General features: G+C 74.2%; 4 protein-coding genes. 2 read left to right on the forward strand and 2 right to left on the reverse strand.

Features of this window, described 5'->3' with window-relative positions; translation table 11 throughout:
* Positions 1–67: 67 nt before the first annotated feature.
* Positions 68–232: a hypothetical protein gene (locus ACZ5K7_RS28205; RefSeq protein ID WP_468917473.1), complete on the reverse strand. Its 165-nt coding sequence runs from the start codon at positions 230–232 to the stop codon at positions 68–70.
* Between ACZ5K7_RS28205 and ACZ5K7_RS28210 the strand changes: the two genes are divergently transcribed.
* A complete protein-coding gene (locus ACZ5K7_RS28210) occupies positions 222–22172 on the forward strand; it encodes a non-ribosomal peptide synthase/polyketide synthase (RefSeq protein ID WP_468917475.1) in 21951 nt (7316 codons plus the stop codon). The two genes, ACZ5K7_RS28205 and ACZ5K7_RS28210, sit on opposite strands and share 11 nt — an antisense overlap.
* A gap of 58 nt (positions 22173–22230) precedes the next feature.
* Positions 22231–22434 carry an MbtH family protein gene (locus ACZ5K7_RS28215; protein ID WP_351706244.1) on the forward strand — a complete coding sequence of 68 codons (204 nt, stop codon included), beginning with the start codon at positions 22231–22233 and terminating at the stop codon, positions 22432–22434.
* A gap of 55 nt (positions 22435–22489) precedes the next feature.
* Here the strand turns inward: ACZ5K7_RS28215 and ACZ5K7_RS28220 are convergent, their stop codons facing one another.
* On the reverse strand, positions 22490–23560 hold the full coding sequence (locus ACZ5K7_RS28220; protein ID WP_468917478.1) for an iron-siderophore ABC transporter substrate-binding protein: 1071 nt from the start codon (positions 23558–23560) through the stop codon (positions 22490–22492).
* Positions 23561–23569: the final 9 nt, after the last annotated feature.

Here is a 23569-nt window from a genome sequence, read left to right on the forward strand (position 1 = left end):
CCTGTTGAGTTAGGCAATCCTTACCTTACTATGCGAGCGGTCGCGGCTCCGCTGAGCCGTTCCACACCTATGGGGAGGCACGGGCAGCTGTGTCGGGCAACACGCGTTCTTCCGCACCTTCTTCGGCGAGTTCGGCTTCCGCGAGTTCGGTGACTTCGGCGAGTTCGGTGACTTCGGCGAGTTCGGTGACTTCCGCGAGTTCGGCGAGTTCGGCGACGAGGGTGACAACCACCGAGGACTACTGGCGGCAGAGGTTCGCCGTACCGGCACCGGAGACCGCGCTGCCGCTCGACTTCCCCCACCCGCCGCGGTCGCGGGAGCGGCGCCGACCGGCCCGCCGCACGGTCGCGTCGGGCACGACGGCCGACGAGGCGACCCGGCTCGCCGCCTTCGTCGCCCTGCTGCACCGCTACGGCGGCGCCGCGGCGACCGAGTTGACGGTCGCGTACGACGGGCTCCCGCTGCGCCTCACGGTGACCGGCGGCCTGTCCTTCGCCCAGCTGCGCGCACGCGTCACGGCCGCCCGTGCGGAGGCCGCCGCCCACCGGCTGCCGACCGCCGACCTGCTACGCCTGCTCGCTCCCGAACCGGGCCGCGGCGGCGCCCTGTTGTGCGCCTCCGGCTTCGGCACCGCGCCCTGGGACGAGGGCGGCCCGCTGGACCTGGCGCTGTCCGTGGCCGACGGGGAACTGCGCGCGGACTACGACCCCGACCTCTTCGAGGCCGCCACCGTCGACCGGATCCTCGGCCACTACGCCACCCTGCTCGCCGCCGCCCTCGAATGGGCCGACACCCCGGTCGCCGCCCTGGAACTCCTCGGCGAGGAGGAACGGCACCGGATCCTCGTCGAGTGGAACGACACCACGCACGACGTGCCCGCGCTCACCTGGCCGCGCATGTTCGCCGACCAGGTGGCCGCCCGTCCCGACGAGGTGGCCCTGATCCACGAGGACGTCCGCCTCACCTACGCCGAACTCGACGCCCGCGCGGCCCGGTTGGCGCACGCCCTGGTGGCCCGGGGGGCCGGTCCCGAGCAGGTGGTGGCCCTCGCCGTCCCGCGCTCGGCCGACATGATCGTGGCCGAGGTCGCCGTGCTGAAGGCGGGCGCCGCCTATCTGCCCGTCGACACCGACTACCCGGCCGACCGCATCGCCTACATGCTCGAAGACGCCCGGCCGGTCTGCCTCGTCACCACCGCCGAGATGGTCCCCGACCTGCCGCCGGGCCAGGACCCGCTGGCCCTCGACGCCCCCGAGACCCTCGCGGAACTCGCCGGCCACCCCGCCCACGACCCCGCGGCGGCAGCCGAGTTGACCGTCGCGCACGCGGCGTACGTCATCTACACCTCCGGCTCCACCGGCCGCCCCAAGGGCGTGGTGCTCTCCCACGCCGGTGTCGCCAAGCTGGTCGCCACCCAGCGCGAACGGTTCGGGATCGGCCCGCACAGCCGGGTCCTGCAGTTCGCCTCGCCCAGCTTCGACGTGGCCTTCTGGGACCTGTGCCTCGGCCTGCTCTCCGGCGGCCGGCTGGTCGTCGTACCCGCCGACCGCCGGGTGCCCGGCGCACCGCTCGCCGACTACGCGAACGAGCACGGCGTCACCTTCATGATCCTGCCGCCCGCGCTGCTGGCCGCCATGCCGGAGGACGTCCGACTCCCGCCCACGGCAACGCTGTTGGCGGGCACCGAGCGGGTCTCGCCGGAACTGGTCGGGCGGTACGCGCGCGGCCGGAAGATGTTCAACGCCTACGGCCCCACCGAGGCCACCACCAACTCCACGCTCGGCCGGTGCGACCCGGACACCCCGGCCGGCACCATCGTGCCCATCGGCGTCCCCGACCCCGGCACCCGCGCCTACGTGCTCGACGACCGGCTGCGGCCGGTACCGGTCGGCGTGGTGGGGGAGTTGTACCTCGGCGGCGCCGGACTCGCCCGCGGCTACCTCGGCCGGCCCGCGCTGACCGCCGAGCGGTTCGTGGCCGACCCGTTCGGCGCGCCCGGCGAGCGCCTCTACCGCACCGGCGACCTGGTCCGCTGGAAGGCGGACGGACGGCTGGAGTTCCACTGCCGCGCCGACAGCCAGGTCAAGATCCGCGGCTTCCGTATCGAGCCCGGCGAGATCGAGTCGGTGCTGCGCGCCCACCCGGCCGTCGACCAGGCCGCCGTGGTGGTCCGCGAGGACCGCCCCGGCGACCGCCGCCTCGCCGCCTACGTGGTGCCCTCCCTGGACGCCGCGGCCGAGGCCGACGAGGCCGTGTCCAACTGGAAGGACCTGCACGAACTCCTCTACTCCGCGGCCGGATCCGACGGCTTCGAGGAGAACTTCGCGGGCTGGAACAGCATGTACGACGGGCTGCCCATCCCACTCGCCGACCTGCGCGAGTGGCGGGACGCGACCGTCGCCCGGATCCGGGAGCTGCGGCCCCGCCGCGTCCTCGAGATCGGCGTCGGCAGCGGTCTGCTGCTTTCCCGGATCGCCCCCGACTGTGACGGGTACGTCGGCACCGACCTCTCCGAGGAAGCCGTACACGCCCTGCGCGCCCAGGTCGATGCCGTACCGGAGCTGGCCGGCAGGGTCAGCCTGCTGGCCCGGCCCGCACACGAACTGACCGGCCTGCCGGAGGGTTCCTTCGACACGATCGTCGTCAACTCCGTCATCCAGTACTTCCCGAGCGCCGACTACCTCACCGGCGTCCTGCGCTCGGCGGCCCGGCTCCTCGCGCCCGGCGGCGCGCTGTTCGTCGGCGACGTACGGAACCTGCGGCTGCTGCGGACCCTGAGTGCGGCCATCGAGACCGGCCGGGCCCACACGGACGACAAGGACGCCTTGCGCGCCGCCGTCGACCGGGCCGTGGCCTGGGAGGGCGAACTCCTCGTCGACCCCGACTACTTCGCGGCCCTGGACGGCTTCACCGCCGAGGTACGGATCAAGCGCGGCACCCACCACAACGAGCTGACCCGCTACCGCTACGACGTCGTCCTGCGCCCGGACATCGAGACTCCCGCCGACACCGTGACCGAGACTCCCGCCGACACCCTGACCGAGATCCCCGCCGACACCGCGACCGAGATCCACGCCGGCACCGTGACCGAAGTGCCCGCCCTCTCCACGGCCGAGATCCCCTGGTCCGCTCTCGGTACCCCCGAGGCCCTCGCCGAGCGGCTCACCGCACCGGACCGCCCGGCCCGCCTCCGCGTCACCGGCATCCCCAACGCCCGCCTCGCCCCCGACCTGGCCGCGCTCGGCACCCTCGACGACAGCAGCCGCACCGGCGGCCCCGGCGTCGACCCCGAGACCGTGTACGAGACCGCCGTCCGGCACGGCTGCCGCGCCGCCCTCACCTGGACCGCGGACGCCGAGGACGGCAGCTTCGACGCGGTGTTCGCCCTCGGTGACGACACCCCGCTCGGCCCGCTCTACCGCCCCGCCCAGGACCACCCGCACGCCAACCGCCCCGCGCCGTTCCGCAACGTCACCGCGCTGATGGCCCGACTCCGCGCACACACCGCCGAGTTCCTGCCCGAGTACATGGTCCCGGCCGCCCTGGTGCCGCTGGACCGGCTGCCCGTCACCCCCAGCGGCAAGCTCGACTCCGCCGCCCTGCCCGTCCCGGACTACGGCCTGCTCAGCTCGGGCCGCGCCCCGGGCACCGACCGCGAGCGCCTGCTGTGCGACCTGTACGCGCGTGCCCTGCGGGTGCCCTCGGTCACCGTCGACGACGACTTCTTCGCGCTCGGCGGCGACAGCATCGTCGCCATCCAGCTGCTCGTCCTGGCCCGCCGGGCCGGCCTGGAGCTGACCCCGCGCGACGTGTTCAGGCACCGTACGGTCGCCCAGCTCGCCACCGTCGCCCGCACCGCCGCCGCCGACGACACCGCCGAGCTGCCCTGGGCCTCCCCGACCGCCGACGAACTCACCGCGCTCCAGGGCCGCGACCCGCTCACGGTCGCCGAGGTCCTGCCGCTCGGCCCGCTCCAGGAGGGCTTCTTCTTCCACGCCCTGGTGGACGGCGGCGAGCACGACGCTTACGTGGTCCAGCAGGTGGTCGAACTCGCCGGACCCGTCGACGGCGGCCTGCTGCGGCAGGCCGCCCAGCGGCTGCTCGACCGGCACGCCCCGCTGCGGGCCTGCTTCCGCCAGCTCCCGGACGGCCGCCCCGTCCAGATCGTCGCCACCGGCCTCGACGTGCCGTGGCGCGAGGTCGACCTCGCCGCCCAGGACACCGCCGTCCGCACGGGCCTCGCCGAGGCCGTCGCCGCCGCCGAACGCGCCCGCCGCTTCGACCTCGCCCGCCCGCCGCTGCTGCGCTGCGCCCTGGTCCGCCTCGGCCCGGACCGCAGCCGCCTCGTCCTGACGTTCCATCACATCATCGCGGACGGCTGGTCCCTGCCCGTCCTGCACCGTGAACTCCTCGCCCTCTACGGTGCTGAGCCCGCCCCGCTGCCCGAAGTCGCCCCGTACCGCGGCTACCTGGCCCGCGTCGCGCGCGCCGACCGAGAGGCCGCACGGGACGCGTGGCGAGGCGCCCTGGCCGGGATCGACGAGCCCACCCGCCTGGTCGAGACCCCCGCCGCCGGGCCGATCGAGCCCGCCCAGATCCGCATCGAGCTGCCCGAGCGCACCACCGCGCGCCTCACCGCCCGCGCCCGCGAGCACGGCGTCACCCTCGGCACGGTCGTACAGGCCGCCTGGGGCCTGCTCCTGGCCGGTCTCACGGGCCGTCAGGACGTGCTGTTCGGCACCACCGTCTCCGGCCGGGACGCCGCCGTGGACGGTATCGAGTCGATGGTCGGCCTCTTCATCAACACCCTGCCCACCCGGCTGAGCTGGGCCCCAGCCGACACCCTCGGCGCCGTCCTGGAGCGTCTGCAGCGGGAGCAGAGCGCCCTGTTGGACCACCAGCACCTCGGCCTCGCCGAGATCCAGCGGGCCGCCGGGCACGCGGGCGGCGGCGAACTCTTCGACACCCTCGTGGTGTTCGAGAACTACCCAGCCGACTCGCACCTCACCAACCCCACCGGTACCGTCCGGCTGACCGGGCACGCCTTCCACGACGCCGTGCACTATCCGCTGGCCCTCGTCGTCAAGCCCGGCCGCCGTCTCGACCTGCGCCTCAAGCACCACGCCGACCGGCTCTCCGCCGACGCCGCAGGGACCCTTGCCGACCGGCTCACCCTGGTCCTGGACGCCCTCGCCGAGGACACCGCACGCCCGGTGGCCGCCCTCGACCTGCTCACCCCGGCCGAGCGGACCCACCCCGAGGGCGAGCGGCACGCCGTCACAGCGGTCACCCTGCCCGCCGCCATCGCCGCGCAGACCGCCCGCACCCCCGACGCCACCGCCGTCGTCTTCGCGGACACCACCCTCACCTACGCCGAACTCGACGCCCGCGCCGAGGCGTTGGCCCGACGGCTGCGGTCCCGGGGAGCGGGACCCGAGCGGTTCGTCGCCGTCGCCGTGCCGCGCTCGGCCGAGCTGATGGTCGCCCTGCTCGGCGTGCTCAAGTCGGGCGCCGCCTATCTGCCGCTCGACCTCGAGTACCCGGCCGACCGCATCGCGTACATGCTCACCGACTCCGGCGCCCGGACCGTCGTCACCACCGCCCGGGACGCCGTACGCCTGCCGGACACGGACGGCCTGGACATCCTGTACGTCGAGGAGGACGAGGACGTCCCCGACGCGCCCCGGTCCGCGCCGCTCACCCCGGACCACCCCGCCTACCTCATCTACACCTCCGGCTCCACCGGCCGTCCCAAGGGCGTCGTCGTCACCCACCGGGCCATCGGCAACCGGCTCGCCTGGATGCAGGGCGCATATCAACTCGGAGCCGACGACCGGGTGTTGCAGAAGACGCCGGCCGGCTTCGACGTCAGTGTCTGGGAGTTCTTCTGGGCGCTGCACGAGGGCGCCGCCGTCGTCCTCGCCGCCCCCGACGGGCACCGCGACCCCGCCTGCCTCGCCCGGCTGATCCGGGCCGAGCAGGTGACGACGATGCACTTCGTGCCGTCGATGCTGGAGGCGTTCCTCGCCTCCGAGGAGGTCACCGCGGACCCGTCCTGGGCGGGCAGCCTGCGCCGCGTCCTCAGCAGCGGCGAGGGGCTGCCCGGACGGGCGGCGGCCCGCTGGCACGAGCTGACCGGCGTACCGCTGCACAACCTGTACGGGCCCACCGAGGCCGCCGTCGACGTGACCTACCACGCCTTCGACGGCGCGGCCGACACCACCGTGCCCATCGGCCGGCCCGTGTGGAACACCGGCCTGCGCGTGCTGGACTCCTGCCTGCGCCCGGTGCCCGACGGCGCGCCCGGCGAGCTGTACCTGACCGGCGTCCAGCTGGCCCGCGGCTACCACCGGCGGCCCGCGCTCACCGCCGACCGCTTCGTCGCGGATCCCTACGCGGACACCCCCGGCGCCCGGATGTACCGCACCGGCGACCTGGTGCGCCGCCGCCCGGACAGCACGCTCGACTACCTGGGCCGCACCGACCGGCAGGTCAAGCTGCGCGGCAACCGGATCGAACTCGGTGAGATCGAGGCCGCGTTGACCCGGCACCCGGCGGTGGCACGCGGTGCCGTCGTCGTCCGCGACCAGCGCCTGGTCGCCTACGCGGTCCCGGCCGCCGGTGCCGTCGCCGACCCCGCCGAACTGCGCGCCGCGCTCGCCGACGAGCTGCCCGCGCCGCTGGTTCCGGAGGCGTACGTCGTCCTCGCCGACCTGCCGCTGACCCCCAGCGGCAAGCTCGACCAGGCCGCGCTGCCCGCCCCCGAGGCCGGACGCGCCGCCCGCCGCGAGCCCGCCGGACCCCTGGAGCGGCAGCTCACCGACATCTTCGCGGCCGTCCTCGGCATCGCCGACGTCGGCCCGGACGACGACTTCTTCCGGCTCGGCGGCGACAGCATCAGCTCCATCGGTGTCGCCAGCCGGGCCCGCGCCGCCGGCCTGGACCTCAGCCCACGCGACGTGTTCACCCACCGCACGCCCGCCTCCCTCGCGGCCACCACCGGCACCGCCACGGCCGCCGCCCCGGCCACCGCCGCCGCCTTCACCCTCACCGACGCCGAGCACGCGCGGGTCCGCGCCCTCGCCGCCCCGGCGGCCGTCGCCGATGTATGGCCGCTGGCCCCCCTCCAGGAGGGCCTGTTCTTCCACTCGGCCTACGACCAGGGCGCGTTGGACGTCTACACCGTCCACGAGACCTTTGACTTCGGCACCCGGCTGGACGCGGCCCGGCTGCGGGCCGCCGTCCGCACCCTCCTCGACCGCAACCCCGGCCTGCGCGCCGGGTTCACCAGCGAGGGCCTGGACCAGCCGGTGCAGTTCATCGTCGAGGACCCGGAGATCCCGCTGCAGGAGGTCGACCTCACCCATCTCCCGGCCACCGAACAGGACGCCCAGGTGCGGGAGTTGACCGACGCCGAGCGCAACCGCCGGTTCGACCTGTCCGCGCCCCCGCTGTTCCAGCTGCTCCTGCTGCGGCTCGGCGCCGAACGCGGCGACCGGCTCGTCATCGGCCGCCATCTGATCCTCTGGGACGGCTGGTCCGCCTGGCTCTTCCTCGACGAGCTGTTCGCGCTGTACGAGACCGGCGGTGACGCCTCCGACCTGGCCACGCCCGGCAGCTACCGGGACTACCTCACCTGGCTGGACCAGCAGGACGACCCCGCCGCCACCGCCGCCTGGCGCACCGCCCTGGACGGCCTTGAGGAGCCCACCCTGCTGGCCCCGACGGCCGCCGACGGTCTCGAACCGGTCATCCCCGACCAGCTCGACCTACGCCTGACCGCCGCCCTCGGCGACCGGCTGCGGGAGACCGGCCGGGTCCACGGCCTCACCCTGAACACCCTGCTCAACGCGGCCTGGGGGCTCACCCTCGCGTCCGCCACCGGCCGCCCCGACGTGGTCTTCGGCACCACGGTCGCCGGCCGGCCCAGCGAGGTCCACGACGTCGAGAACATCATCGGGCTGTTCCTCAACACCGTCCCCACCCGGATCGCCTTCGACCCCGCCGAGCCGGTCCTCGACCTGCTCCGCCGTATCCAGGGCGAACGGCTCGACCTGATGCCGTACGAGCACCTCAGCCTCGGCGTGCTCCAGGCCGAGACCGGGCACCGCAAGCTGTTCGACACCCTGTTCGTGCTCCGCAACAACGACACCGAGGACCGGCTGTCGGAGCTGCGCACCCGGCACGGCGCCACCGCCGTCGCCAACGTCGACGCCACCCACTACCCGGTCAACCTCGTCGTCACCCCGGGCCACCGGATCGCGGTCACCCTCACCCACCGGCCCGACCTGGTCCCCGCGGACCGCGCGCAGGCCCTCCTGGACCGCTTCGCCCTGCTCCTCGACCGCCTCACCGCCGACCTGACGGCACCCGTCGGTTCCCTGGACCCGCTGCTGCCCGCCGAACACACGGCGCTGCGCGCGGAGTGGGCCGCCGGCCGGGTCGCGGACCCCGAGGACACCATCGCCGACCTGCTCGCCACCCAGGCCGCCCGCACCCCGGACGCCCGCGCCCTGGTCTTCGGCGAACACACCCTCACGTACGCCGAACTCGACGCGGCCGTCAACCGCATGGCCCGGCTGCTGATCGAGCGTGGCGCGGGCCCCGAGCGGGTAGTCGCCCTTGCCCTGCCGCGCTCCCTGGACATGGTCGTCGCCCTGTTCGCCGTGCTGCGCACGGGCGCCGCCTATCTGCCGCTGGAACTGGACCACCCGGCCGACCGGCTCTCCCTGACGCTGGCCGACGCCAGCCCCCTGCTGCTGCTCAGCAACGCGGCCGTATCGGCCACGCTGGACGGCGACATGACCCGGGTGCTGCTCGACGACCCGGCCACGAAGGGGGAGTTGGCGGGGCTGCCGGACACGCCGGTTCACCGCCGCTTCAGCCTCGAACACCCCGCCTACGTCATCTACACCTCCGGCTCCACCGGCCGCCCCAAGGGCGTCGTCACCCCCTACCGGGGCCTGACGAACATGCAGCTCAACCACCAGAAGGAGATCTTCGAACCGGCCATCGCGGCGGCGGGCGGACGGCGGCTGCGGATCGCGCACACCGTGTCCTTCGCCTTCGACATGTCGTGGGAGGAGCTGCTCTGGCTGGTCGAGGGCCACGAAGTGCACGTGTGCGACGAGGAGTTGCGCCGTGACGCCGAGGCGCTGGTCGCCTACTGCGAACACCACCGCATCGACGTCGTCAACGTGACGCCCACCTACGCCCGGCTTCTCATCGAGCAGGGCCTGTTGGAGGGCCATGTCCCGCCGCTCGTCCTGCTCGGCGGCGAGGCGGTCCCGGAGACGGTCTGGGCGGCCCTGCGCGACACCGAGGGCACCTACGGCTACAACCTGTACGGGCCCACCGAGTACACCATCAACACCCTCGGCGGTGGCACCCTCGACTCCGACACCCCCACCGTCGGCAAGCCGATCCGCGGCACCCGCGCCCACCTCCTGGACGCCTGGCTGCGCCCGGTGCCCGACGGCGTCCCCGGCGAGCTGTACATCGCCGGTATCGGCCTGGCCCGCGGCTACCTCGACCGGCCCGGCCTGACCGCCGAACGTTTCGTGGCCGACCCGTTCGGAACGCCCGGCGAGCGCATGTACCGCACCGGTGACCTGGTGCGCCGCAACCCCGACGGCAACCTCGACTTCCTCGGCCGCACCGACGACCAGGTGAAGATCCGCGGCTACCGCATCGAACCCGGCGAGATCGAGACCGCCCTCAGCCGCCACCCGCTGGTCTCCCAGGCCGCCGTGATCGTCCGCGACGAACGCCTCGTCGGCTATGTCGTGCCCTCCGGCGCCGACACCGCCGAACGCACCGCCGCCGAGGCCGCCCAGGTCGGCGAATGGCAGGTTATCTACTCCGACGAGTACGAGGAGATCGGCACCGCCGTCTTCACCGAGCAGTACGACGGCTGGGACAGCTCCTACGACGGCCGGCCCATCCCCTTCGAGCAGATGCACGAGTGGCGCGAGGCCACCCTCGCCCGCATCCGCTCCCTGAACCCGCGCCGCGTCCTCGAGATCGGCGTCGGCTCCGGCCTGTTGCTCTCCCGGCTCGCCCCGGACGCCGAGGCCTACTGGGCGACCGACTTCGCCGCCCCCGTCATCCGCAAGATCGGCGCCGAACTGCGCGCCGGGGACCCGGAGCTGGCGGCCAGGGTCGAGCTGCGCTGCCGTCCCGCCGACGACCTCAGCGGCCTGCCCACCGGCTACTTCGACACCATCGTCATCAACTCCGTCATCCAGTACTTCCCGAGCATCGAGTACCTCACCGCCGTCATCGACGGCGCCATGGCGCTGCTCGCTCCCGGCGGCGCCCTGTTCGTCGGCGATGTCCGCAACCTGCGCCTTGCCCGCACCTTCCACACCGAGATCCAGCAGGCCCGGGGCACGGCGGCGGCCGAGCTGGAGCGGGCGGTGGAGCGCGGTCTGCGCCTGGAGAAGGAACTCCTGGTCGACCCCGACTTCTTCACCACCCTCGGCCACGGCGTCGACCTGCGCACCAAGCGCGGCCGCCACCACAACGAACTGACCCGGCACCGCTACGACGTCGTCCTGTACGCCGGCGAGCCGGACATCCGCCTCGACGACGCGCCCACGGTCCGGTGGACCACCGCCCACACCGTGGGCGAACTCGCCCGCGGTGGCTGGACCTCCGAGGCCATCGGCCAACTCCTCTCGGCGGGCGGCAAGTTGAAGGGTCACCTCGGTGACCGCTCGCGCGCCGAGCGGCCCGCCGCCCTGCGGGTGACCGGTATCCCGGACGGCCGGACGGACGAGGACGGCGTCGACCCGGAGACCCTGCACGCGCTCGGCGCGGACGCCGGATACCGGGTGCTGACCACCTGGTCGGCACGGACCGGCACGTACGACGCCGTCTTCCTCTCGGCCGAAACGGCTGAAACGGCTGAAACGGCCGAAGCAGCCGAACACCGGCTCACCGGCGGCCTGTTCCGCCCCAGCGGCGGTTCCGGGCCCCACGCCAACGACCCCACCGCCGCCCGCGAGACCAGCGCCCTGATCCGCAGGCTGCGCGAGGACCTCGGCCGGGAACTGCCCGAGTACATGGTCCCGGCCGCCTTCGTCACCGTCGACGGCCTGCCCATGAACGCCAACGGCAAGCTCGACCTCCGCGCCCTGCCCGAGGCCGAACCCGCGGTCGCCCTCGGCGGCGGACGCGGCCCCCGCACCCCGCAGGAGGAGGTGCTGTGCCAGCTGTTCGCGGAGGTGCTGGGGCTGCCGGAGGCCGGAGCGGAGGACAACTTCTTCGACCTGGGCGGCCATTCACTGCTCGCCACCCGGCTGGTCAGCCGCGCCCGCACCGAACTGGGCGCCGAACTCGCCATCCGTGACCTCTTCGAGGCACCCACCCCGGCCCGGCTCGCCGCGCGAGTCGGCGAGGCGAGCACCGCCCGGCCGCCCGTCACCCCGGTGACCGACCGGCCCGACCGCATCCCGCTGTCCCCGGCCCAGCGCCGGCTGCTGCTCGTCGAGCAGATCACCGGCAGCGGTGTCGCCTACAACTTCCCGCTGGTCTTCCGGCTGCGCGGCGACCTCGACACCGAGGCACTGCGCGCCGCCCTGCGGGACGTGGCGGGCCGCCACGAGGCCCTGCGCACGGTGTTCCCCTCGCACGAGGGCGAGCCGTACCAGCGGATCGTCCCCGCCGAGGAAGCCGACCCGGCCTTCACCGTCACCGACGCCGCCGAGGGCGACCTGCCCGCGCTGATCGAGGCGGCCCAGCGCCGCCCCTTCGACCTCACCGCCGAACTCCCGCTGCGCTGCGCGGTGTTCCGGCTCGGCGCCGCCGACCACGTGGTGGCCGTCGTCCTGCACCACATCACCACCGACGAGTGGTCCGACCGGCCGTTCCTCGCCGACCTCGACACCGCCTACGCCGCCCGCCGCGCGGGTACGGCCCCGGACTGGGTGCCGCTGCCCGTGCACTACGCCGACTACACCCTGTGGCAGCGGGAGCTGCTCGCGACCGGCGGCGAGACCCAACTCGCCTACTGGACAGAGGTGTTGCGCGGGCTTCCCGACGAGCTGACCCTGCCCGCCGACCGGCCGCGTCCCCCCGGGCCGACCGGACGGGGCGGCAAGGTCCGCCTTGAGCTGCCCGCCGCCACCGGCCGCGCCCTGCGCGACCTCACGACCGCCACCGGCACCAGCATGTTCATGCTGTTCCAGGCCGCCACCGCCGCCCTGCTCAACCGGCTCGGCGCCGGCGAGGACATCCCGCTCGGCGCACCCATCGCGGGCCGCACCGACGAGGCGCTCGGCGACCTGGTGGGCTTCTTCGTCAACACCCTGGTGCTGCGCACCGACCTGTCCGGCAGGGACCTGACCTTCCGTCAGCTTCTCGGCCGGGTACGGGAGTCGTCGCTGTCCGCCTTCGAGCACCAGGACCTGCCCTTCGACAGCGTGGTGGAGGCCCTCAACCCGCCCCGGATGGCCGGCCGCAACCCGCTCTTCCAGGTCATGCTCGGCTACCACTTCCGTCCGGACGGCGACCCCGACGTGCTGGGCCTGGCCACCGAGTGGTTCGACATGGACACCGGCATGGCCAAGTTCGACCTGCACTTCACCTACGTCGACGAGTCCGACCGGGTGGTCCTGCTCCTGGAGTACGCCACCGACCTCTTCGACCACACCACCGCCGAGCGGCTGGCCACCCGCGCGATCCGGCTCCTGGCCCGCGCCGCCGCCGAGCCAGACCTGCCGGTACGGGACCTGGACGTCCTGGACGAGGACGAGCGGGCCCGCATCCTCACCGACTGGAACGCCACCGCCCACCCGGTCCCCTCCGGCACCCTGCCCGAGCTGTTCCGCGCCCAGGCGGCCCGTACCCCCGACGCCACCGCCCTCGTCTTCGAGGAACAGCGGCTCAGCTACGCGGAGCTGGACGCCCGGGTGGAGCACACCGCCCGCGTCCTGGCCGGCCTCGGCGCGGGCCCGGAGCGGACCGTCGCCGTCGCCCTGCCGCGCTCGGTCGACCTCGTCGTCGCCCTGCTCGCCGCGCACCGCGCCGGGGCCGCCTATCTGCCGCTGGACCCGGACTACCCGGCCGACCGGCTCGCCCTCATGGTCGAGGACGCCCGCCCGGTGTGCGTGATCCGCGACGCCCTGCCCACCGGCCCGGAGGCCGAGCTGCCGGCCTCGTACGACCCTCGCCACCCGGCGTACGTCATCTACACCTCGGGCTCCACCGGCCGCCCCAAGGGCGTGGTCGTCCCGCACGAGGGGATCGTCAACCGGCTGCTGTGGATGCAGGACGCGTACCGGCTCGACGCCGAGGACCGGGTGCTGCAGAAGACGCCGTCCAGCTTCGACGTGTCGGTGTGGGAGTTCTTCTGGCCGCTGATCACCGGGGCCACGCTGGTCGTCGCCCGGCCCGAGGGCCATCGCGACCCCGCCTATCTGGCCCGGCTGATCCGCGAACAGGACGTCACCACCGTCCACTTCGTGCCCTCGATGCTCCAGCTGTTCCTGGAGGAGCCGACGGCCGCCGACTGCACCGGACTGCGCCGGGTGATGTGCTCCGGCGAGGCGCTGCCGGCTGCGGTGACCCGGCGCTTCCACGAGGTGGTCCCGGCCGGACTGCACAACCTCTACGGCCCGACCGAGGCCTCCGTCGACGTCACCGCGATCGAGATCGGTCCCGGCGCGACCAGCGTGCCGATCGGCCGCCCGGTCTGGAACACCCGCCTCCACGTCCTCGACGCCGGTCTGCGTCCGGTGCCGCCCGGGGTCCCGGGTGAGCTGTATCTGGCGGGCGTACAGCTGGCCCGCGGCTATCTGGACCGGCCCGGGCTGACCGCCGAGCGGTTCGTCGCGGATCCCTTCGGGGCGCCGGGGGAGCGCATGTACCGCACCGGCGACCTGGCCCGCTGGACGGCTGACGGCACGGTCGAGTACCTGGGCCGCACCGACGACCAGGTGAAGGTCCGCGGTTTCCGGGTCGAACTCGGCGAGATCGAGGCCGTGCTCGCCGCCCACCCCGCCGTCGCGCACGCCACGGTCGCCGTCCGCGACCAGGCGCTCGTGGCCTACGTGGTCCCCGACGCGGGTCCGGTGGTGGACGCGACCGCACTGCGCGCCCACGCCGCCGCCGCACTGCCCGCCCACATGGTCCCGGCCGCCTATGTCACCCTCGACGCCCTGCCGCTCACCCCGAACGGCAAGCTCGACCGCAAGGCCCTGCCCGACCCCGGGTTCACCGCCGGCGCGGGCGACGGCACCCGGCCGCGCACGCCGCGCGAGGAGATCCTCGCCGCCCTGTTCGCCGACGTCCTGGGCCTCGAACGGATCGGCGTGGACGACGACTTCTTCGCGCTCGGCGGCCACTCACTGCTCGCCATGCGCCTGGTCAGCCGCGTCCGCACCGCGCTCGGCGCCGATCTCACGGTCCGCTCGGTCTTCGAGGCGCCCACCGTGGCCGGGCTCGCCGCCCGCACGGACGCCTCCGGCGACGCGGGCCGCCCCGCACTCGCCGACCCGCGCCCGCGTCCCGAACCTCTGCCCCTGTCCTCCGCGCAGCGCCGGCTGTGGCTGCTCGCGCAGGTGGACGGCGCGAGCACGGCGTACAACCTGCCGTCGGCCTGGCGGCTGACCGGTCTCCTCGACCGCGAGGCCCTTCAGGCCGCCCTGAACGACGTGGCCGTCCGGCACACCCCGCTGCGGACCGTCTTCCCGGCGGTCGACGGGGTCCCGCACCAGCACGTCCTGGACCCGGCGGACGTCCAAGTCCCGTTGGTCACAGCCCCGTTCGAGGAACTCACGGAACAGGCGGCGCACCTCTTCGACCTGGAGCACGAACTCCCGCTCCGTGCGGCCCTGTTCAGGACCGCCTCGGACGAGCACGTCCTGCTGCTCCTGCTGCACCACATCGCCACCGACGAGTGGTCCGACCGCCCGCTGCTCGCCGACCTCTCCACCGCCTACGCGGCCCGCACCGCGGGCCGGGCCCCCGACTGGCCGCCACTGCCCGCGAGTTATGCCGACTACACGCTCTGGCAGCGCGACCTGCTGGCCGCGACCGAGCCCCGGCTGCTCGCCCACTGGACCGAGACCCTGCGCGGGCTGCCCGGCGAGCTGACCCTGCCCGCCGACCGGCCGCGCCCCGCCGAACCCGGCGGACGCGGCGGCACCACCGGCTTCACCGTGCCGCCCGCCCTGGCCCACGCCCTGCGCGGGCTCGCCCGCGAGCACGGCGTGAGCATGTTCATGGTCGCCCAGGCGGCCGTGGCCGCGCTGCTGCACCGGCTCGGCGCCGGCGACGACATCCCGCTCGGCGCCCCGGTCTCCGGCCGCTCCGACGAGACCCTCGAAGACCTGGTCGGCTTCTTCGTCAACTCTCTGGTCCTGCGCACCGACCTGTCCGGCGACCCCACCTTCGCCGAGCTGCTCGCCCGCGTCCGGGAGACCGACCTGGCCGCCTACGAGCACCAGGACCTGCCCTTCGAGCGGCTGGTGGAGGCCCTCAACCCAGAACGCTCCCTGGCCCGGCACCCGCTGTTCCAGGTGATGGTCGTCCACCTCGCGGGCCAGGGCGACGCACCCGTCCTGCCCGGCCTCACGGTCCGCCGCGAGACCGTCGGCCAGGACAGCGCCAAGTTCGACCTCAGCTTCGACTTCGTCGAGCAGGACGAGCACATCGACGGCTGGATCGAGTACAGCGCCGACCTCTTCGACCAGTCGACCGCCGAACTCCTCGCCCGCCGCCTGGAGTCCCTGCTGGCGCAGGTCGCCGCCGACCCGGACCGCCGCGTCGGCACCCTGGACGTCCTGCGCGACGAGGAACGCGCGCTCGTCCTCACCGGCTGGAACGACACCGCCCGGGACGTCCCGGACCTCACCCTCCCCGAGCTGTTCCGCGCCCAGGCGGCCCGTACCCCAGGAGCCACCGCGCTCGTCTTCGAGGACACCTCGCTCACCTACGCGGAACTGGACCAGCGGGTCGAGCGGCTCGCCCGCACCCTCGCCGCGCACGGGGCGGCAGCCGAGGCGACGGTCGCCGTCGCCCTCCCGCGCTCCCTCGCGCTCGTCGTGACCCTGCTCGCCGTGCACCGTGCCGGCGCCGCCTATCTGCCCCTGGACACCGGCTACCCGGCCGAGCGGCTGGCGTACACGCTCACCGACGCCCGCCCGGTCTGCCTGGTCACCACCGACGGCGTCACCCTCCCGGAAGCCGGCGTGCCCCGCCTCGCGGTCGACGCCGCCGGCACCCCCGCCGACCCGGCCCACGCCCCGCTGCCCACCGCCTACGACCCCCGCCACCCCGCCTACGTCATCTACACCTCCGGATCCACCGGCCGCCCCAAGGGCGTCACCGTCCCGCACCGGGGCATCGCCAACCGCCTGCTGTGGATGCAGGACACCTACCGCCTCGACGCGGACGACCGGGTGCTGCAGAAGACCCCGGCGGGCTTCGACGTGTCCGTGTGGGAGTTCTTCTGGCCGCTGATCACCGGCGCCACCCTGGTCGTCGCCCGCCCCGAGGGTCACCAGGACCCGGCCTACCTGGCCGCCCTGATCAGGCGCGAGCACATCACTACGGCCCACTTCGTGCCGTCGATGCTGCGCGCCTTCCTGGACGAACCGACCGCCACCGACTGCACCGTGCTGCGCCAGGTGATGTGCAGCGGCGAGGCGCTGCCCGCGCCGCTGGCCGCCCGCTGCCACCGGGTCCTGCCCGGCACCCGCCTGCACAACCTGTACGGCCCCACGGAGGCGTCGGTCGACGTCACCGCCCACGAGGTGCCCGCCGACCCGGCCTCCGTGCCGATCGGCCGCCCGGTGTGGAACACCCGCACCTACGTCCTCGACGCCGCCCTGAACCCGGTGCCGCCCGGCGTGCCCGGCGAACTGTACCTGGCGGGCACCCAGCTGGCCCGCGGCTACCTGGGGCGTCCCGGCCTGACCGCCGAGCGGTTCGTCGCCGATCCGTACGCGACCACGCCCGGCGCGCGCATGTACCGCACCGGCGACCTGGCCCGCTGGACGGCGGACGGCGAACTGGAGTACCTCGGCCGCACCGACGACCAGGTCAAGCTGCGCGGCTTCCGGATCGAACTCGGCGAGATCGAGGCCGTGCTCGCCGCCCACCCGGCCGTCGCGGACACCGCGGTCGTGCCACGGGACGTACGGCTCGTGGCCTACGTGGTGGCCGCCGGATCCGGCGCGGACCCCGCCGAACTCCGCGCCCACACCGCCCGGTCGCTGCCCGACCACATGGTCCCCGCCGCCGTGGTCACCCTCGACGCCCTCCCGCTCACCCCGAACGGCAAGCTGGACCGCCGGGCCCTGCCGACGCCGGACTTCGCCGCCGAGGTCACCGACACCCGGCCGCGCACCCCGCTGGAGGAGACCCTGTGCGCTCTCGTCGCCGAGGTGCTCGGACTCGAACGGGTCGGTGTCGAGGACGACTTCTTCTCCCTCGGCGGGGACAGCATCGTCGCCATGCAGCTGGTCGCGCGGGCCCGCGCCGCCGGGCTGGCCTTCAGCCCACGGGACGTGTTCCGGCACAAGTCGGCCGCCGGACTGGCCACCGTGACCACCACGGCCGCAACCGAACGCCGGGACGAGACCGCCCTGCTCGACCTCACCGAGAGCGAGCGCGCCGAACTCGCCGCCCTGCCCGCCGGCTCCGACGTACTGCCCGTCTCCCCGCTCCAGGCCGGCCTGCTCTTCCACGCGGCCCTGGACTCCGGCGACGAGGGGCCCGACGTCTACACCGTCCAGGTCACCTACGACCTGGACGGCCCCCTGGACACCGACCGGCTGCGCGCCGCCGCGCAGGCCGTGCTCGACGCCCACGAGAACCTGCGCAGCGGCTTCTGGCACCTGTCCTCCGGACGGCCCGTCGCCGTCGTACCGCGCACCGCCGTGCTGCCCTGGCGGCAGCTCGACCTCACCGGGGACCCGCAGGACTGGACCCGGCTGCTCGCACAGGAACGGCGCCGGTTCGACCCCGAACGCCCGCCGCTGCTCCGGCTGTTGCTGGCCAGGGTCGGCCAGGACCGGCACCGGCTGGTCCTCTCCCACCAGCACCTGCTCCTCGACGGCTGGTCACTGCCGCTGCTGGCCGCCGAACTGTGGGCGCGCTACGAGGGCCGCACCCCGGCCCCGGCCGCCCCCTACCGCGCGCACCTGGAGCTGCTGGCCGCCCAGGACCCGGCCGCCTCCACCGCCGCCTGGGCCGAGGCCCTCGCCGATCTGGCCGAGCCCACCCGGCTGGCGCCCGCCGACCCCGACCGGGCCGCCGCCGTCCCGGGCACCCACACCGTGGAACTGGACGCCGTCCGCACGGCGGAGCTGGAGGCGTTCGCCAGGCGCCGGGGCGTCACCGTCAACACCCTGATACAGGCGGCCTGGGGCGTGCTCCTCGGCCGGCTCACCGGGCGCCAGGACGTGGTGTTCGGTGCCACCGTCGCCGGCCGATCGCCCGAACTCGCCGGATCCGAGGCGATGATCGGCCTGTTCATCAACACCGTCCCGGTACGGGTGCGGGTACGCCCCGAGGAGAGCACGGCCGCCCTGCTGGAGCGGCTCCAGGACGAGCAGTCCCGGCTCATCGCCCACCAGCACCTCGGCCTCGCCGACATCCAGCGCGCCGCCGGACTGGGCGAACTCTTCGACACCCTGGTGGTGTTCGAGTCGTACCCGGTGGCGGAGACCGACGAGGAGACGGGTGACGCGCCGCGCGTCACCGTCCGCGACCACGCGGACTCCACCCACTATCCACTCGCCTGGGCCGTCGAACCCGCCGAACGGCTGCGGGTGACCGCCGAGTCCCGCCCCGACCTGTTCGAGGCGGCCACCGTACGGCGGATCACGGACGCCCTGACCGGTCTCCTCACCGGCATGGCCGCCGACCCGGACGGTCCTGTCGGCCGCCTGGAGCTGCTCGGCTCCGCCGACCGGTACACCGTCCTGGAGACCTGGAACGACACCGCGCTCCCGGCCGCCGAACGGCTCGGTACCGTACCGGCGTTGTTCGCCGAGCAGGCCGCCGCCACGCCCGACGCGGTCGCCGTCACCGACGGCCGTTCCACCTGGACCTTCGCTGAACTCGACACCCGGAGCACCGAGTTGGCGCGGACCCTGGCCGGGCACGGCGCCGGGCCCGAGCGGATCGTGGCGCTCGCCCTGCCCCGCACCGCCGACCACATCGCCGCCATCCTCGCGGTGATGAAGGCGGGCGCCGCCTATCTGCCCCTCGACCCCGACCTGCCCGAGGCCCGGCTGACCGCGATGCTCGCCGACGCCTGCCCGGTACTGGTCCTCGCCACCACGGACACCGCAGCCGGTCTGCCGTCCGTCACCGATGTCCCGGTCCTGCTCCTGGACGCCCCGGCGGACGGCCGCCCGCAGGCCGAGCCCACCCCGCCCGGCCCCGACCACCCCGCCTACGTCATCTACACGTCCGGCTCCACGGGCCGCCCCAAGGGGGTCGTCGTCACCCAGCGCGGGATCACCAACCTCTTCCACAGCCACCGCCACGACCTGCACGACCTGGCCAAGGAGCGCACCGGGCGACGGCACCTGAGGGTCGGACACGCCTGGTCGTTCTCCTTCGACGCCTCCTGGCAGCCGCAGCTCTGGCTCCTCGACGGGCACGCGCTGCACATCGCCGACGACGAGACGCGCCGCGACCCCGAACTCCTCGCCGCCTTCCTCCGTGACCAGGGCATCGACTTCGTCGAGGTCACCCCGTCCCTGCTCGCCCGGATGGCGGACAGCGGCCTGATCGGCCCCGACGGCGACTGCCCGCTCACGCTGGTCGGCTTCGGCGGCGAGGCCGTACCCGAGTCCCTGTGGCACCGGCTGGCCGCACTCCCGGACATCGAGGCCGTCAACCTCTACGGCCCCACCGAAGCCACCGTCGACGCCCTCGTCGGCCGGGTCCGCGACAGCGCCCGCCCGGTCGTCGGACGCCCCGTCCACCACTCCCGCGCCTACGTCCTGGACACCGCCCTGCGCCCGGTCCCGCCCGGCGTCACCGGCGAGCTGTACCTGTCCGGGCCTGGCCTGGCCCGCGGCTACCTCGGCCGCCCGGAACTCACCGCCGAACGCTTCGTCGCCGACCCCTTCGGCGCACCGGGGGAGCGGATGTACCGCACCGGCGACCTGGCCCGCTGGACCGAGGACGGCCTGCTGGAGTTCGCCGGACGCACCGACGACCAGGTCAAGATCCGCGGCTACCGCATCGAACTCGCCGAGATCGAGGCCGCGCTCGACACCCACCCGGCGGTCACGCAGACCGTCGTCGTGGCCCGCGAACACCGCCCCGGGATACGGCAGTTGATCGCCTACACCGTCGCCGACGACACGGCCGGCGCGGACGGCGCCGAGTTGCGGGCGCATGCCGCTGCCACCCTGCCCGACTACATGGTCCCGGCCGCCGTCGTCGTGCTGGAGCGGCTGCCGCTGCTGTCCAACGGCAAGCTCGACCGGGCCGCGCTGCCCGCCCCCGACTTCACCGCGGCGGGCGGCGGCCGGGCCCCGGAGAACGACACCGAGCACACCCTGCGCGACCTGTTCGCGGACGCCCTCGGCCTGCCCGCCGAGGCCATCGGCACGGACGACGACTTCTTCGCCTGCGGCGGGGACAGCATCGTCGCCATGCAACTCGTCGCCCGGGCCCGCTCGGGCGGCCTGCGGATCACGCCCCGCCAGGTCTTCCAGCACCGCACCGTCGCCGCCCTCGCCGCCGTCGCCGTCCCGCTGGGCGCCGGCGAACGGCACGCCACCCACGACGACGGCACCGGCAGCGTCCCGCTCACCCCGATCATGCGGGCCCTGATCGACCGCGGCGGCCCGCTCGCCGCCTACCATCAGGCGGCCCTGATCCGCACCCCGGCCGACCTCACCGAACCCGGCCTGCTGGCCGTGCTCGGGGCGCTCGCCGCACGGCACGACATGCTCCGCGCCCGGCTCGTCCGCGCACCGGAGCCCGCCCTGTGGGTGCCGGCCGCACCGGACACCGACGTGCGGACCTGGCTCGCCCGGGTCGACGTGCGCGACGCCGTGGCCGACGAGACCGCGCTGCGGGACGCCATCGCCCGCCACGCGCGCACGGCCCTGGCCGGACTCGACCCGGACGCCGGGGCGATGGTGCGGGCGGTCTGGTTCGACGCAGGCCCCGACCACCCCGGGCGGCTGCTGCTCCTCGTCCACCACCTGGTGATCGACGGTGTCTCCTGGCGGGTGCTGCTGCCCGACCTGGCCGGCGCCTGGGCGGCCGTCCGCGGCGGCCGCACCCCCGAACCGGCCCCGGTGGAGCTGTCGTTCGCCCGCTGGTCGCGGCTGCTCGGCACCCGCGCCGCCGACCCGGCCGCCGAGGACGAGCTCCCGTGGTGGACGTCCGCCCTCGCCGCGGGCGCCGGACTGCCCCTGGCCCGCCCCCTCGACCCCGCCCGGGACACCGTCGCCACCACCCGCCACCTCTCCCTGACCCTGCCCGCCGGCATCACCGGCCCGCTGCTCGGCCGGGCCCCGGCCGCCTTCGGGGCGAGCGTCAACGACGTCCTGCTCACCGCGTTCGCCCTGGCCGTCGGCGACTGGCGGGCCCGGACCCTGGGCGCCGCGAGCGCCGGCGGCCCGGTCCTGCTCGACCTGGAGGGCCACGGCCGCGAGGAGGAACTCGCGGGGGACGCCGACCTGTCCCGTACGGTCGGCTGGTTCACCAGCGTGGTCCCGGTACGGCTCGACCCGGGCCCGGCCGGCCCGGACACGCTCGCGGGCGGGGCCGCGCTTGACGAGGCGGTGGCCCGGATCCGGGAGCACCTCGGCAACCTCCCGGCGGCCGGCATCGGCCACGGGCTGCTGCGCCACCTCAACCCCGTGACCGGCCCGCTCCTCGCCGAACTCGGGGAACCGCAGATCGAGTTCAACTACATGGGCCGCTTCGACCGGCCCACCGCCGCCGACTGGTCCTACGCCGCCGAGGAGTCGGCCGCCGACCTCGACGCCGACCCGGGCATGCCGATGTCCCACGCCCTCACCCTCAACGCCCTCACCGAGGACCGCCCCGAGGGGCCGGAACTCACCGCCCACTGGGCGTACGCGGCCGGACTCCTCACCGAGGACGCGGTACGGGCGCTGGCCGAGACCTGGTTCCGCGCACTGGAGGCGCTGGTGGCACGCGCGGACGAACTGGACAACTGACCGACGGCACCGACCGGACAGACCCACCGAACAGACCGAGAGGCAAGGACCCGCTGACATGAGCAACCCGTTCGAGAACCCCGACGGCGTCTACTCCGTCCTCGTCAACGACGAGGGCCAGTACAGCCTGTGGCCCGACTTCGTGGACGTCCCGGCGGGCTGGACCGTCGTCCACGGCCCGGCCGCCCGCCAGGAGTGCCTGGACCACATCGAGACCCACTGGACGGACCTGCGGCCCAGGAGCCTCGTCGACGGCTCCTGACAGCCGAAAAAACGGGGCGGGTCCGGTCTTCCCGGACCCGCCCCTCTCGCATGTGTCACGACGCCGGCTGCTCGACCTTCGTCGCGGTCTTGCCGTCCACCGCCGCCGCCAGCTGCGGCACCAGGCGTTCCAGGACGTACGGAATGCTCAGCACGGTCGACAGGGACACCGCGTTGCCGTAGTCGCTGGTCTCCTTGATGTAGACCTCACGGCCCTGCTTCACCACGTTCAGATCGCCGTATATCGGGTCACTGTGCAGCTTGGTGACCGACGTGGTGGTGTCCGGCGCGATCCACACGGCCACGTCCTGGTCGAGCAGGTCGTAGCGCTCCTTGCTGATCTGGGCGCCGAACTGGTCCCCGATCACCTTGTCGAGGTCCTTGGGCAGCGCGAAGCCGAGGTCGGACAGGAGCCGGGAGCGCGGGTCCTGGCTGCCGTAGACGAAGACGCCCTGATAGGGGGTCGCCATGACCGCCGTGGCCTTGGCGAACTCCGGGTTGGCCTTCGTGGCCGCCGTGAACTTGGCCTCGACGCCCGAGACCAGCGTCTTGGCCTCATCGGCCTTGCCGAGCGCCTGGCCGATCTCCTCGGTCTGCTGCTGCCACGGCACGCCGAAGTCGTTGTACTCCTTCGGCTGGGCCACCACCGGCGCGAACTTCGACAGGCTCGCGTACTGCGCCTTGGTCAGCCCCCCGTACACGGCGAGGATGAGATCCGGCCTGAGCGCCGCGATCTTCTCCACCTGGGGGCCGGTGCCGGTGTCCTTGAGCACGGTCGGCGCGGAGGCGCTGCCCAGCTTGTCCTGGGCCCACGGACCGATCGCCCCCTTGTAGCCGCCCAGCCACTCGGTCGTGCCGACCGGGACCTTGCCGAGGGCGAGGACCGCGTCCTGGTCGGTGAGGCCGACCGTCACGATCCGCTTCGGCTCGGACTTGATCGTCGTACTGCCGTACTTGTGGGCGATCGTCACCGGGTAGGCGCCCGCGGACGCGGACGAGCCCGTGGAACCGGCCGAGGCGGAGTCGGAGTCGCTGTCGGAGGAGCCGCAGGCGACCGCCGTCGCCGTGAGCAGGAGTACGGAGGCGAGCAGGCCGGTGAGCCTGGAGACTCTGGTGGCGCGAGGCATCAGGTGATC

The sequence above is a fragment of the Streptomyces sp. NPDC031497 genome (assembly GCF_055580905.1).

What these genes read in the sequence shown, in the direction of transcription:
- ACZ5K7_RS28215 (WP_351706244.1), top strand. Translation starts at nt 22,231, where the DNA reads ATGAGCAACCCGTTCGAGAACCCCGACGGCGTCTACTCCGTCCTCGTC.
- ACZ5K7_RS28220 (WP_468917478.1), bottom strand. Translation starts at nt 23,560, where the DNA reads ATGCCTCGCGCCACCAGAGTCTCCAGGCTCACCGGCCTGCTCGCCTCC.